The organism is Frigoribacterium sp. ACAM 257 (genome assembly GCF_007954365.1).
Lineage (GTDB): Bacteria > Actinomycetota > Actinomycetes > Actinomycetales > Microbacteriaceae > Frigoribacterium.
This window is the reverse complement of sequence record NZ_VOLO01000001.1, coordinates 722,305-735,688: the sequence shown is the minus strand read 5'-3', so window position 1 is coordinate 735,688 and position 13,384 is coordinate 722,305. Positions and strand designations below refer to the sequence as shown.

The window sequence follows — 13,384 nt, the reverse complement described above, 5'->3', positions numbered from 1 at the left end:
CTCCTGTCTCGGGCCCCTTCCCGGTCAGGAGGGAGCCGTCAGTTCTGGACGGGTCTCATTTCGAGCCGCTCATTAGTTGTCCATGTGCCTGTCAGCCTGTTCTGTCGTGGCCAGTGGTCGTGGTGGAACTCGGGGTGTGCGCATCGGCTCGCAGCCGCGTCAGGTGGTCGCGGAGCGGCTCGGTGTCGGGCTCGGAGTCGAGGCGGAGCGCACGGCGGAAGGCCCTGCGTTTCACTGCCGACTCGAACGCGTCCATCGAAGGCGTCAACCACGCACCCCGCCCGGGCAGCGTGGCGGTCTCATCGACCACCAAGCGTCCGTCACGGGCGACGACCCTCACGAGTGAGGACCGTGGAGCGCGCGCTCGAGTACCGATGCACGTTCTTACGGGTACCACTCTACCCCCTCGGGTCGGCGGACGGGAGACGCCGGGGGCGAACGGCGTGGTGTGCCGTCCGCCCCGGCGTCGAGGTCGACTAGTCCTCGAGGATCGAATCGGGCTGGATGGGTCAGGCACAGGACCGGACCGCCGACGCTGGCGCGTCGTCGACCCGGCGCGCGCCTCGACATCCAGGCCTAGTCCTCGAGGATCGAATCGGGCTGGATGTCGATGCGCGCGCCCGTGAGCTTCGCGGCGAGACGGGCGTTCTGCCCCTCCTTGCCGATGGCGAGGGACAGCTGGTAGTCGGGCACCAGGGCGCGGACGGCCTTGGTCGCCTGGTCGATGACGAACGCCGACGACACCTTCGCCGGCGAGAGCGCGCTCGCGACGAAGACGGGCAGGTCGCTCGAGTAGTCGACGATGTCGATCTTCTCGTCGCCGAGCTCGGTCTGGACGGCGCGGACCCGAGCGCCCATCTCGCCGATGCACGCGCCCTTGGCGTTGACGCCGGGCTCGGTGGCGCGGACCGCGATCTTGGTGCGGTGTCCGGCCTCACGGGCCAGCGAGACGATCTCGACGACGCCGCTCGCGATCTCGGGCACCTCGAGCGCGAAGAGCTTGCGCACCAGCGAGGGGTGCGTCCGCGAGACCGTGATCTGCGGCCCCTTCGTGCCCTTGCTGACGCCGGTCACGTAGACGCGGATGCGCGAGCCGTGGACGTACTTCTCGCCGGGGACCTGCTCCTCGGGCGGCAGGATGGCCTCGATCGTGCCGAGGTCGACGTGCACCATGCGGGGGTTGGGGCCCTGCTGGATCACGCCGGCGACGATGTCGCCCTCCCGGCCCTTGAACTGGCCGAGCACCTTGTCGTCACCGATGTCGCGCAGGCGCTGGTTGATCACCTGCTTCGCGGCGAAGGCGGCGATGCGGCCGAAGTCGCTGGGGCTGTCGACGGACTCGCCGACGACCTCGCCCTCCTCGTCGCGCTCGATCGCGAACACGGACACGTGTCCGCTCTTGCGGTCGAGCTCGACCCTGGCCGCCGGCACGCGGCTCTCGGGCTGGTCGGTGTGCTTGAGGTAGGCCGTGAGGATGGCCTGCTCGATGATCCCCACGAGTTCCTCGAAGGGGATCTCGCGCTCGCGCTCCATGAGGCGCAGCACGCTCAGGTCGATGTCCACTGAGGGCCTCCACTGTTCAGATCTTCAGGCTGCGCGCACGGTGGCGCGCACAGCATCCCCCTACGGTACCCGAGAGCGACGGAGGCCGAGCACCGTGCGCGACCCGCGCCTCCTGCGTCCCGGAGGACATGCGGAGGCGCGGGCCGGGGACGTCAGGAGGCGCGCGGAGCCGACAGGGCCGCGACGGCCTCGGCCACCGGGACGGGCGTGCGCTCGCCCGTGCGGCGGTCCCAGAGCTCGACGATCCCCTCGCCCGCCGAGCGGCCGACGACGACGATCTGCGGCACGCCGAGCAGCTCGGCGTCGCCGAACTTGACCCCGGGCGAGACCTTGGGGCGGTCGTCGTAGAGCACGTCGAGGCGGTGCGCCTCGAGCGCGGCGGTGAGCGCCTCGGCCACCTCGAAGACGACCGGGTCCTTGCCCGTCGCGACGACGTGCACGTCGAACGGCGCGACGTTCGCCGGCCAGACGAGGCCCTTGGCGTCGTTGTTCGCCTCGGCGATCACCGCGAGGATGCGCGTCACGCCGATGCCGTACGAGCCCATGGTGACGGTGACCTGCTTGCCGTTCTCGTCGAGCACCTTGAGGCCGAGCGCCTCGGCGTACTTGCGGCCGAGCTGGAACACGTGGCCGATCTCCATGCCGCGGGCGGTCTCGATGGGGCCGGAGCCGTCGGGGGCCGGGTCGCCCTCGCGCACCTGTGCCGCCTCGATGACGGCGTCCGGCACGAAGTCGCGGCCGGCGACGAGGCCCGAGACGTGCAGGCGGGGAGCGTTCGCGCCGGTGACCCAGGCGGAGCCGTCGACGACCCGCGGGTCGACGACGTAGCGGATGCCCGACTCGGACTCGCTGCCGAGCACCTGCGGCCCGAGGTAGCCCTTGACGAGCACGGGGTGCCGCGCGAAGTCGGCGTCGCCGGCGGCCTCGACCTCGGCCGGCGCGAAGGCGACCTCGAGGCGCTTCACGTCGACGTCACGGTCGCCGGGCAGCCCGACGACGACGACCTCGCGGGTGCCGTCCAGGTGGACCAGGGCGACGACGACGTTCTTGAGGGTGTCGCCGGCGGTCCAGGGACGGCCGTCGTCGCGCGGGTGCGAGTCGTTCAGCTGCTCGACGAGCCCGGCGATGGTCGGGGTGTCGGCGGGCTCGAGGGCGACGGCCTCGGCGAGCCCCTCGAGGGGGATCGACTCGGGCACGACCGTGGTGAAGGCCTCGACGTTCGCGGCGTAGCCGCCGGCCGTGCGGACGAAGGTGTCCTCGCCGACCTCGGTGGGGTGCAGGAACTCCTCGGAGCGCGAGCCGCCCATCGCGCCGGCGTCGGCCTGGACGATGACGTACTCGAGGCCGAGACGCGTGAAGATCCGCTCGTAGGCGTCGCGCTGCAGCTGGTAGCTGGCCTCGAGCCCGGCGTCGCTCGCGTCGAACGAGTAGGCGTCCTTCATCGTGAACTCGCGGCCGCGCAGCAGGCCGGCACGGGGCCGCGCCTCGTCGCGGTACTTGTCCTGGATCTGGAACAGGGTCAGCGGGAGGTCCTTGTACGACGAGTAGAGGTCCTTCACCAGGAGCGTGAAGGCCTCCTCGTGCGTCGGGGCGAGCAGGTAGTCCGCGTCCTTGCGGTCCTTGAGGCGGAACATGCCCTCGCCGTACTCGGTCCAGCGGCCGGTGGCCTCGTATGGCTCCCGCGGGAGCAGGGCAGGGAAGTGCACCTCCTGCGCACCCGCGGCGGTCATCTCCTCGCGGATGACGGCCTCGATCTTGGCCTTGACCCGGAGGCCTAGGGGCAGCCAGGCGAAGACGCCGGGGGCCTGGCGGCGGATGTAGCCGGCCCGGACGAGGAGGCGGTGGCTGGTCACCTCCGCGTCGGAGGGATCTTCACGGAGGGTGCGGACGAAGAGCTGGGAGAGGCGCGTGGACACCCGCCCAGCATAGGGGCGTGCCTCAGGTGGCGAGGCTCGGCGGCCCGAGGCCGGTGCCGGTGCCGGTGCCGGCCAGCGTCACCAGGGCTTGCCGTCGTACTCCCCCGGCGCCTGCTCGTAGTACCGCTCGCGGTCGGCGTCCTGCTGGCGTTCCTGCTGGCTCTCGTCGCCCTGCTGCTGCAGCTGGTCGAGCGGGTCGGCGCCGCCGGAGCCGGAGTCGCCTCCGTCGTCCCCGCCGCCCTGGCCGGGATCCGAGCCGTCGCCTCCGGAGGGGTCGCCCTGGTCGCCGCCCTCGGCCTGCTGCTGCTTGTCGCCGAGCCTGCCCTGCGCGTCGTCGAGGGGCTGCGACGTGTCCGGCTGCTGAGGGTCGTCCGGCGGCTGGAAGCAGCCCTCGGGAGCGTCGTCGATGGTCGTCTGCCCGAGCTCGTACAGCTGCTCGGCGTCGGCGTACCGCAGCTCGAGCAGGGCGGCGTCCCCCTGCGCCTCGATCACGAGGACGAGATCGGTGCGGATGACGCACGAGACGGTCTCGTCCCCCTCGGGGGCGAGGTCGAGCGCCGTGACGAACTCGTCCCGGGCGACGTCGAGCACGCCGACCTGCGCCCAGGCCGTGCCGCGGTCGAAGTGGTGCACCCAGGGCTCGACGACGTTCGCCACGCCGAGGGGCGCCGTGAGCGAGGCGGCGCGCTCGAAGGCGCGCCCCTCGTAAGCGTGCTGCGTGAGCGCTGCGAAGAGGGGGAGGCTGAGCAGCTTCAGCGCCACGACGAGCACGACGAGCACGACCGGTGCCGACCAGAGGAACAGGCGACGGCGGAGCCGCCGACGGTACTGCTCGACGCTCGGCTCAGCGGCAGCCGTACGGTCGCGGTCCGGCTCGCCGGCGGGCGGAGGGCCGACCGGCCGAGCGGCGAGGGTGTCGGTCACGACGACGTCCTTCCTGGTGTGCGGTCGGCCCGGGGCCGGACGCGGATCTCGGCGAGGGCGCGGGCGACGACGGCCACCTCGACCAGGGCGAGCAGGAACAGCGGGACGGCGGCGATCCAGTAGAGGTCGACGACGGCCTCGGCACGCCCCTCGTCGGAGTCGACCGCGCCGTCGCGGGCGTCGGCGACGACGGCCTCGACGCCCGTGTCGGCCTCCCGGTGGTCGTAGTCGACGCCGAGCTGGGAGGCCATCGTGCGGAGGGCGTCCTCGTCGATCACCGAGAGGGCGTCCGGCTCGCCCGGCTGCGTCCTGTCCTTGATGTACTCGGTGCTGCTGTAGGCGTCGCCGTACCCGTCGAAGACCTTCATGCGCCCGCCCGCGGCCGTCCCGTAGCCGAGCACGGCTCCCCCGTCGACGTCCGCCGCGGCCGCCGCGAACGAGCCGGGCGCCTCGTCGGCCGTCTGTTCTCCGTCGCCCAGGTAGTAGACGACGTTCGCCCTCTCGGGGTCGGCCTCGCGCGCCTCCCGCAGCCGCTCGGCCAGGAGCTCGGAGGCCTCGGTGATGCTGCTGCCGCTGGAGTAGTAGGTGATCTCCTGGTTCATCACGGAGGCCGCCGTCACGACGGCCGCGGCGTCGTCGGTGAGCGGGGTGCGGAGCACGGCGGTGCTGTCGAACGAGATGAGCGAGAAGCGGGCGCCGGCGAGCTCGCTCGCGATGTCGTCGACGTCGCTCCGGACGCCCTCGAGCCTCGGGCGGTCGCCGTCCCAGTCCTCCGCCGCGATGCTCGAGGTGGTGTCGACGACGAAGAACACGTTGAGCGCCGCCGAGGACGCCTGCGCGCTGCCTCCGGGCACGCCGGGACGCACGGCCACGACGAGCAGCAGCGCGACGATCACGAGGCGACGCACCCAGCTGCGGAGGAGGCGGCGGTCGCCTCGCTCGGCGACGACCCTCCACCCGACGAAGCCCAGCAAAGCGCCGCCGACGGCCACGAGCAGCCACCACGGGAGCACGGGCTGCAGCACCACCGCGGCGGGCAGCGAGCCGGCGACGGCCGTCACAGCCGCACCCGCCAGAGCAGGACGAACGACGCCGCGGCCGCCAGGAGCGCGATGATCACCGCGGCCTGCGGGGCATCGGTCGTGACGAGGCGACGGGTCCCGGTGAAGAGGCCCGCCTCCTGGTCGTCGATCCGCTGGACGACCTCGGTCACGGTCGTCGCGCCGTCGAGCGCGTAGTAGCCGCCCCCGGTCGACTCCGCGACCGTGCGCAGCTCGCCGGCGACCTCGTCGGCGACCGCGTCGTCCGAGTAGTCGGCGGGGTTCAGGGCGTAGACCCTGATGCCGCGGTCGGTCGCGAGCTGCCCGGCGTCGTCGAGCGTCAGCAGGGCCGCGCCGTTCACGTAGTTGTCGGTCGCCAACACGATCGACTTCGGTCGCGTGCTCTCGCTGCCTCCGTCGAAGCTGAGGGCGCAGGAGGCGAGGCCGTCGCCGATCAGCGAGGCGCCCTGCCCGAGGTCCGTTCCCGTCCAGTAGCGCGTGCCGTCTTCTCCTGCGCTGTCGAACGAGGCACGGTACCGGCCCAGCTGCTCGGCGACGAAGTCGTAGTCGTCGGTGAGCGGGAAGGCCTGGACGGACGAGCTGTCGAACAGGGTCAGGCCGATCCGCTCCCCGTCGAGCCCCGAGGCGAGCTCGGCGAAGGTCGCGACGATCTGGGAGTCGACCTCGGTCATCGACCCCGAGACGTCGAGGCAGAGGACGATGTCGCGCTTGTAGGAGGGCGGCTCGACGACCTGGACCGTGCCGGGCCGCGCGACCAGGAGGGCGCCGAGCCCGGCGAGGGCGATCACGAGGACGAGAGCGCCCACGAGGGCGGCCCGGTAGCGCGCGACGAGCCGCCGGTACACGGGGAGCTCGGTCAGGCGCTCGCTGTGGGCGACCGGGGTGCCGGCACGGCGGAGTCGGGCACGCTCGCGGCGGCGCGCCACGAGCCAGAGCCACGCGCCGAGACCCGACACGACGAGGGCCGCCAGGAGTGCCCACCACCAGATCAGGACCACGAGCGCACCACCTCGCGAGCGGTCTCGGCCGCCCGGTCGGGGTCGCCGGGGTGCTGCTGGGCGAAGGCGGGCGGGTACCACTGCTCGACCGCGTCGGCCACGCGGGGCAGATCGGCCTCGCGCAGGTCGGCCAGGGTCATCACGTGCGTGTCCGCGCCCGCCGTCTCGTGCACGAAGAACCGGAGGAGGAGGCTGAGCCGGCTGTGCACGGCCCGCTCGCCGAGGCGGCCGTCGCGCGAGGCCGCCTGCACCTCGTCGATGAGGCCCAGGTAGCGCAAGCGGACGGACGGCAGGTCGACGACGGCCGACGCGGCAGCGCGACGGGCCGACGGAGGCAGTCGCCGGGCGGAGAAGCGCAGCACGAACACGATCCACGCGACGACGAGGGCCAGGAGGAACAGGCCGAGCACCAGCCACAGGCCCCAGAGCGGGTACTGGTACGGACCGAAGAAGCCCTTGTCGTCAAGCACGGCGGTGCTTCTCCATCAGCGTGAAGAGCCCCGGGACCACGGCAGCCTGGCTCGGCAGCCTCTGGCTGCTGATGCCCAGCGCCTGCAGCTGGCGGCCCGCGTCGTCCGCACGCTGCTCCGACGACTCGTCGAAGGCGCGTCGCAGCGCCGCGTTCTCGCGCAGGTACGCCGGGAGAGCCGTCACCTCCTGCACGTCGTACACGTCCCGCGCGTGGCCCGACCTCGTCATGAGGTCGGCGTCGCCCACCGTGACCCAGACGATCTCGTGCTGTGCCCTGAGCCGCCGGAGCAGACGCACCAGCTCGGCGTCGACGACGACGTCGTCGGTCACCACGACGAGGATCGACCGGCGCCGGACTCCCCGGGCGACCCAGTCGAGGACCGCCCGGAGGTCGCTCCGAGGGGCGTCGAGCGAGACCCGACGGTCGACCTGGCGGAGGAGGCGCTCGAGATGCGCCTCGGTGGCGCCGGCAGGCAGGGCGACGGTTCCGCCCTCGTCGCCGGCGACGAGGGCGACGACGTCGCCGTGCCGCGACGCGATGTAGCCCAGCGCGCCGGCCGCCATGATCGCGATCTCCTTCTTGGTCTCGCCGCTGGCCGCCGTCGCGGCCATGTTGCGACCGGTGTCGACGACGAGGACGAGCGAGCGCCTCCTGCTGGCGACGTAGCGCTTCACCAGCGGCTCGCCGTGACGCGCGGTGGCCTTCCAGTCGATGTCCTTCACCTCGTCGCCGGGCACGTAGGCCCTGAGGTCGTCGAAGTCGTGGCTGCGCCCGTGGTGGACGGACGCCCAGCCGCCCTCGAGCAGGTCGAGGGTGCGGCGGTGCGCGAACAGGGACATCTTCGTGCGCACCCTGAGGAGGAGGCTCGCCACGGTCGTCAGGGAGTCTGCACGGAGGCGAAGACGGCGTCGATGATCGTCTCGGGGGCCACGTCGTCCGCCGTCGCCTCGTAGCCCAGGATGATGCGGTGACGGAGCACACCGTGCCGGAGGTGCTTCACGTCCTCCGGGATGACGTAGTCGCGACCGTGCAGCAGGGCCAGGGCGCGCGCGGCCTGCATGAAGGCGATGCTCGCCCGCGGGCTCGCGCCGAACTGGACGTAGTCGGCCAGGCTGCCGGGGACGTACTGCTGCGGGTGCCGCGTCACGTAGATCAGCTGCACGATGTAGTTGACGATCGACGCGTCGACGTAGACGCGCTTGGCCAGCTCTTGCAGCCACACCACGTCGTCGAGCGACACGCCCGTGGGGGCGTCGACCTGCTGCTCGTCGTAGACGCCGGCCTCGATGCGCCGGATGACCTCGGCCTCCTCGGCGGGAGACGGGTAGTCGAGCACCTCTTTGAGGAGGAACCGGTCGAGCTGTGCCTCGGGCAGCTGGTACGTGCCCTCTTGCTCGATCGGGTTCTGTGTGGCGAGCACGAGGAACGGCCGCGGCAGCGGGTACACGGTGCCGCCGATGCTCGTCTGTCGCTCTTGCATCGCCTCGAGCATCGCGCTCTGGGTCTTCGCGCTCGAGCGGTTGATCTCGTCGAGCAGCACGAAGTTCGAGTGCACCGGGCCGAGCTGCGTGACGAAGGTCGACTTCTGGGCGTCGTAGATCTGGGTGCCGGTGATGTCGCTCGGCAGCAGGTCGGGCGTGCACTGGATGCGGGTGAAGCTCGCCTCGACGGACTGCGCGAGCGTCGCCGCCGCGGTCGTCTTGGCCAGCCCGGGGACGCTCTCGAGAAGCACGTGGCCGCCGGTGATGAGAGCGATCAGCAGCGTGTCGCGGAGGCCCGTCTGACCCACCACCTTGCGCGAGAACGCGTGCGACACGGCACCGACGACGCTGGCCGCCCGCTCGAGGTCGGCGGGGCTGATCGGGGTGCCGACCGCGGCGGGAGGCGGAGGCGTCGTCGAGGTGTCGGTCACGCGGCCCACTGTAACCGAGGCGTCCGACGTCACCGCCGGAGCGCCCTCCTCGCGAGGTGGTTGCCCAGGAACTGGACGAGCTGCACCAGCACGATGATGAGCAGCACCGCGCCCCACGTGACCACGGGGTCGAACTGCCGGTAGCCGTAGAGCAGGGCGAAGGCGCCCAGCCCGCCGCCGCCGACGTAGCCGGCGACCGCCGACATGTCCACGAGCGCGACGAAGATGAACGTGTAGCCGAGGATCAGCGGGCCGAGCGCCTCGGGCAGCACGATGCTGCCGATGATCCGGAACGGCCCGGCACCGGCCGCCCTGGCCGCCTCGACGACGCCCGGCTGCACGGTGAGCAGGTTCTGCTCGACGATCCTCGAGATGGCGAACGAGGCCGCCAGGGAGAGCGTGAAGATGATGGCCGTGTTGCCGACCCCGGTGCCCACGACGGCGCGGGCGAGGGGCTGCGCGGCCGCGAGGAAGATGATGAACGGGATGGGCCGGAACACGTTGACGACCACGTTGAGCACGCCGAAGACGACGCGGTTCGCGAAGAGGGCGCCCTCGCGAGTGAGGTAGAGGGCGAGCCCGAGGAGGAGCCCGCCGAGCCCGCCGAAGAGCAGGGTCAGGGCGACGATGTAGACCGTCTCGTAGGCGGCCTTCCACAGCTGGGGCTGCAGGTCGATGAGGGATTCCATGGTCAGCGCGCCTCCGCGTCCTGGGTCGTGGCGGGGAGCTCGGCGGCGGCGTCGCCGAGCTCGGCGACGGCGGCCGAGACGTCGGCGTCCGCACCCGTGAGCGCGAGGGTCAGGGTGCCGAAGGTGCGACCGCCGATCTCGTCGATGCCCCCGAACACGATCTCGAAGCGGACGCCGTGGCGGGCCAGCACGCCGAAGACCTGCTGCTGGTCGACCCCGCCCTCGGAGACGCGGACCGTCACGAGGCGGCCCTCGTGGCGTCGACGGAGCGCCGCGAGGTCGTCGCCCTGCGGCGAGCCCGCGACGACGGTGGAGACGAAGCGCCGGGTCGACGCCTCGCGCGGGGCGGAGAACACCTCGAAGGTGCGCCCTATCTCGACGACCCGGCCCCGGTCCATCACCGCGACGCGGTCGGCGATCGACTTGATGACGTCCATCTCGTGCGTGATGACGACGATGGTGATGCCCAGCTCGGCGTTGACCCGCCGGAGCAGGGCCAGCACCTCCTGCGTGGTCTCGGGATCGAGCGCGCTGGTGGCCTCGTCGGCGAGCAGCACGCCGGGGGACGTCGCGAGCGCGCGGGCGATCCCGACGCGCTGCTTCTGCCCGCCCGACAGCTGGTCCGGACGGGCGTGGGCCTTGTCGGCCAGCCCGACGAAGTGCAGCAGCTCGCTGATGCGTCGCTGGTGCTCGGACTTGGGCACGCCGGCTGCCTTGAGGGGGAACTCGACGTTGCCCCACACCGTCTTCGACGAGAACAGGTTGAACTGCTGGAAGATCATCCCGATGCCGGCGCGCACCCCCCGCAGCTCGCGTTCGCGCAGCCCCGTCACGGGTCGCCCGTCGATCTCGATCCGACCGCTCGTGGTCGGCTCCAGGGCGTTGATCAGCCGCACCAACGTGCTCTTGCCGGCGCCGGAGTAGCCGATGATCCCGAAGATCTCGCCGTCGGCGATCTCGAGGCTGACGCCGTCGACCGCCGTCAGCGGAGCGGCGCCCTTCTCTCGGGGCGGATAGGTCTTGACGACGTCGGTCAGGGTGATGGCGGGCATGGTCTCCTCGTCACGGTCGGAAGGGCCCGACCCGCGCGCCGTCGTGGCGAGCGGGTCGGGCCCGGCGGGGCAGGCGGCGTCAGCCGTTCTGCTCCACGAGCTCCTTGGTCTGGTCCAGCGACTCGCGCAGGTCGGCGACGGGCACCTTCGTGACGAGCGCCGTGCCGCCGGAGTTCTCGACCACGCCGTCCGTCACGGACTTCGTGTCCTGGTAGATCTGGACGAGCTTCTGGTAGGTCTCGTTGTCCGCGTCGCCCTCGCGGGTCGCGAAGACGTTGACGTACGGCAGCGAGGCAGGGTCGGACGGGTCGTCGGTCGCGATGATCGAGTCGGGCGAGAGGCCCGCCTTGGTCGCGTACTCGTTGTTGATGATCGCCCCGTCGAAGTCGGGCAGCGACGTCGCGGCCAGGTCGGCGGCGACGGGCGAGACCGTGACCGTCGAGGCCTCGGTGTCGATGTCGTCGAGGCCGGAGAAGACGTCCCCGCCGTCCTTCAGCTCGATCAGGCCGTTGGACTGCAGGACGAGCAGCGAACGGGCGAGGTTGCTCGCGTCGTCGGGCACGGCGACCGTGTCGCCCTTGCTGAACTGGCCGAGCGAGGTGTGCTCCTGAGAGTAGAGGGGCAGCGGGTAGATGGCCGTCGACCCGATCGGCACGAGGTCGGCGTCGGCCGACACGTCGTACTGAGCGAGGTAGACGATGTGCTGGAACTGGTTGAGGTCGAGCTCGCCCTCGGTCAGCGCCGGGTTCGGCTGCTCGTAGTTGGCGAAGTCGACGATCTCGACGTCGATGCCCTCGTCGGCGGCTGCCTGCGTGAACGTCGCCCAGTACGGGTCGCTCGCGCCGACCACGCCGATCCGCACGGCGTCCCCTCCCCGGTTCGCGACGGCGATGCCGACGCCCACGGCGGCGAGCACGACGACGACCGCGACGACGAGGGCGACCAGGCGTCCGCGCTTCTTCTTCGGGGCCTCGATCAGGGGTGTTGCCTCGGACATGACGTTCCTCTCAGACGGTGCTGCGCACGTCGCCGGCTGCTGGTGCCGGCACCACGACCGTGCGTCCCTCCATCGTGACCGGAGAGGCGGACCGGGTCACAATCGGCGCGTCACACGGCGACACACCGGCGTGGGCCGACCGCCGCATTCAGGACTCCGAGTCCTGAATGCGGTTGCTCAGGACTCGCGCTCCTGATGCGTGCACGGGTCAGGACATCCCGACCCGCGCCTCCTGAGCTCGAGGAGGTGCGGCGAACGACACGAGGGCATCGCACGGCACGCGCTCGGTGCCCTCCCATTCAGGACTCTGAGTCCTGAGTTGCGGTTGCGCAGGACTCGGGCTCCTGAATCGTGCACGGATCAGGATTGCTCGACCCGCACCTCCTGGATTCGAGGAGGTGCGGCGAGACCCGGGGATGCAGGCGACGTGGCGCAGACCGGGGGCAGGCCTCGCGGCCGGGGCCGCTGTCTCGCGACAGCTGGCCGCCGCCGACTCGCCTCAGCCGACTCTCCGTCGCCGCCTCGCCGTGCGACATCGCACCGCGTTTCGTGCACTGCACCGGGTCCGGATACGGTGCAGTGCACGAAACGCGGTGCAGTGCACTTTTCCCGGTGCAGTGAGCTGCGGGCCGGGCGGCGCGCGTGACTAGACCGTCAGGACCTGCGGCGAGCCGACCTCGCCCGGGGGCATCTCGGCCGCCAGGCGGTTGGCCTCGTCGATGAGGGTCTGGACGATCTCGGACTCGGGCACGGTCTTGATGACCTCGCCCTTGACGAAGATCTGGCCCTTGCCGTTGCCGGACGCGACGCCGAGGTCGGCCTCGCGAGCCTCGCCCGGGCCGTTGACGACGCAGCCCATGACCGCGACGCGGAGCGGGACCGTCATCCCCTCGAGGCCGTCGGTGACGTCGTTGGCGAGCTTGTAGACGTCGACCTGTGCGCGACCGCAGCTGGGGCAGCTGACGATCTCGAGCTTGCGCTCGCGCAGGTTCAGCGACTGGAGGATCTGGAGGCCCACCTTGACCTCCTGCGCGGGAGGAGCGCTGAGGCTCACGCGGATGGTGTCGCCGATGCCCTCGCCGAGGAGGATGCCGAAGGCCGTGGCCGACTTGATCGTGCCCTGGAACTCGGGGCCCGCCTCGGTGACGCCGAGGTGCAGGGGCCAGTCGCCGCGCTCGGCGAGCTGGCGGTAGGCCTTGACCATGATGACCGGGTCGTTGTGCTTGACCGAGATCTTGAAGTCGTGGAAGTCGTGCTCCTCGAAGAGCGACGCCTCCCACACCGCGGACTCGACGAGGGCCTCGGGCGTGGCCTTGCCGTACTTCTGGAGCAGGCTGGGCTCGAGCGAGCCGGCGTTGACCCCGATGCGGATGGACACGCCGGCGGCCTTCGCCGCGGCGGCGATCTTGCCGACCTGGTCGTCGAACTTGCGGATGTTGCCGGGGTTGACGCGCACGGCCGCGCAGCCGGCGTCGATCGCCTGGAACACGTAGTTCGGCTGGAAGTGGATGTCCGCGATGACCGGGATCTGGCTCTTCTTCGCGATGATCGGCAGCGTCTCGGCGTCGTCGCGGCTCGGGACGGCGACGCGGACGATGTCGCAGCCCGAGGCGGTGAGCTCGGCGATCTGCTGGAGAGTCGCGTTGATGTTGGTGGTGGGCGTGGTGGTCATCGACTGGACGCTGACGGGAGCGTCGCCTCCGACGAGGACTTTGCCGACCTTGATCTGCCGCGACTTGCGTCGCGGGGCAAGGGTTTCGGGGACCTTCGGCATTCCGAGATTGACTGCAGGCACGTCCT

At 71.4% G+C, this 13,384-nt stretch carries 13 protein-coding genes; all 13 read right to left on the bottom strand.

Annotation, left to right across the window (positions count from 1 at the left end):
* Positions 1 to 91: 91 nt before the first annotated feature.
* The gene (locus ES689_RS03395) at positions 92 to 340 is read right to left on the bottom strand and encodes a YlxR family protein (RefSeq protein ID WP_370512323.1); all 249 of its coding nucleotides are present in this window, start codon (positions 338 to 340) and stop codon (positions 92 to 94) included.
* Between the two features lie 236 nt (positions 341 to 576).
* Positions 577 to 1,563 (bottom strand): transcription termination factor NusA, encoded by a 987-nt coding sequence (gene nusA, locus ES689_RS03390; protein WP_146900173.1) that lies wholly within the window; start codon positions 1,561 to 1,563, stop codon positions 577 to 579.
* A gap of 152 nt (positions 1,564 to 1,715) precedes the next feature.
* Positions 1,716 to 3,479, bottom strand: coding sequence for a proline--tRNA ligase (locus ES689_RS03385; protein ID WP_146900170.1), 1,764 nt, complete (start codon positions 3,477 to 3,479; stop codon positions 1,716 to 1,718).
* A 78-nt stretch (positions 3,480 to 3,557) separates the two neighbouring features.
* Positions 3,558 to 4,403, bottom strand: coding sequence for a hypothetical protein (locus ES689_RS15525; protein WP_191330160.1), 846 nt, complete (start codon positions 4,401 to 4,403; stop codon positions 3,558 to 3,560).
* Positions 4,400 to 5,464, bottom strand: coding sequence for a VWA domain-containing protein (locus tag ES689_RS03380; protein WP_223269357.1), 1,065 nt, complete (start codon positions 5,462 to 5,464; stop codon positions 4,400 to 4,402). Before ES689_RS03380 ends, ES689_RS15525 begins: the two co-directional genes overlap by 4 nt.
* On the bottom strand, positions 5,461 to 6,462 hold the full coding sequence (locus ES689_RS03375) for a VWA domain-containing protein (protein ID WP_146900167.1): 1,002 nt from the start codon (positions 6,460 to 6,462) through the stop codon (positions 5,461 to 5,463). Before ES689_RS03375 ends, ES689_RS03380 begins: the two co-directional genes overlap by 4 nt.
* Positions 6,453 to 6,932: a hypothetical protein gene (locus ES689_RS03370; RefSeq protein ID WP_146900164.1), complete on the bottom strand. Its 480-nt coding sequence runs from the start codon at positions 6,930 to 6,932 to the stop codon at positions 6,453 to 6,455. The genes ES689_RS03375 and ES689_RS03370 overlap by 10 nt, the downstream gene beginning before the upstream one ends.
* A complete protein-coding gene (locus ES689_RS03365; protein ID WP_146900161.1) occupies positions 6,925 to 7,806 on the bottom strand; it encodes a DUF58 domain-containing protein in 882 nt (293 codons plus the stop codon). The genes ES689_RS03370 and ES689_RS03365 overlap by 8 nt, the downstream gene beginning before the upstream one ends.
* Before the next feature lie 5 nt (positions 7,807 to 7,811).
* Entirely contained in the window at positions 7,812 to 8,846 is a 1,035-nt protein-coding gene (locus ES689_RS15795) for an AAA family ATPase (RefSeq protein ID WP_370512322.1), read from the bottom strand.
* A 29-nt stretch (positions 8,847 to 8,875) separates the two neighbouring features.
* Positions 8,876 to 9,535, bottom strand: a complete 660-nt coding sequence (locus tag ES689_RS15790) for a methionine ABC transporter permease (protein WP_146900158.1) — start codon at positions 9,533 to 9,535, stop codon at positions 8,876 to 8,878.
* 2 nt (positions 9,536 to 9,537) lie between these two features.
* Entirely contained in the window at positions 9,538 to 10,587 is a 1,050-nt protein-coding gene (locus ES689_RS03350; RefSeq protein WP_146900155.1) for a methionine ABC transporter ATP-binding protein, read from the bottom strand.
* Between the two features lie 79 nt (positions 10,588 to 10,666).
* Positions 10,667 to 11,584: a MetQ/NlpA family ABC transporter substrate-binding protein gene (locus tag ES689_RS03345; RefSeq protein WP_146900152.1), complete on the bottom strand. Its 918-nt coding sequence runs from the start codon at positions 11,582 to 11,584 to the stop codon at positions 10,667 to 10,669.
* A 646-nt stretch (positions 11,585 to 12,230) separates the two neighbouring features.
* Complete coding sequence (ispG, locus tag ES689_RS03340) at positions 12,231 to 13,379, bottom strand: flavodoxin-dependent (E)-4-hydroxy-3-methylbut-2-enyl-diphosphate synthase (RefSeq protein ID WP_191330158.1); 1,149 nt, start codon at positions 13,377 to 13,379, stop codon at positions 12,231 to 12,233.
* Positions 13,380 to 13,384: the final 5 nt, after the last annotated feature.

What these genes read in the sequence shown, in the direction of transcription:
- ES689_RS15790 (WP_146900158.1), bottom strand. Translation starts at nt 9,535, where the DNA reads ATGGAATCCCTCATCGACCTGCAGCCCCAGCTGTGGAAGGCCGCCTAC.
- ES689_RS03350 (WP_146900155.1), bottom strand. Translation starts at nt 10,587, where the DNA reads ATGCCCGCCATCACCCTGACCGACGTCGTCAAGACCTATCCGCCCCGA.
- ES689_RS03345 (WP_146900152.1), bottom strand. Translation starts at nt 11,584, where the DNA reads ATGTCCGAGGCAACACCCCTGATCGAGGCCCCGAAGAAGAAGCGCGGA.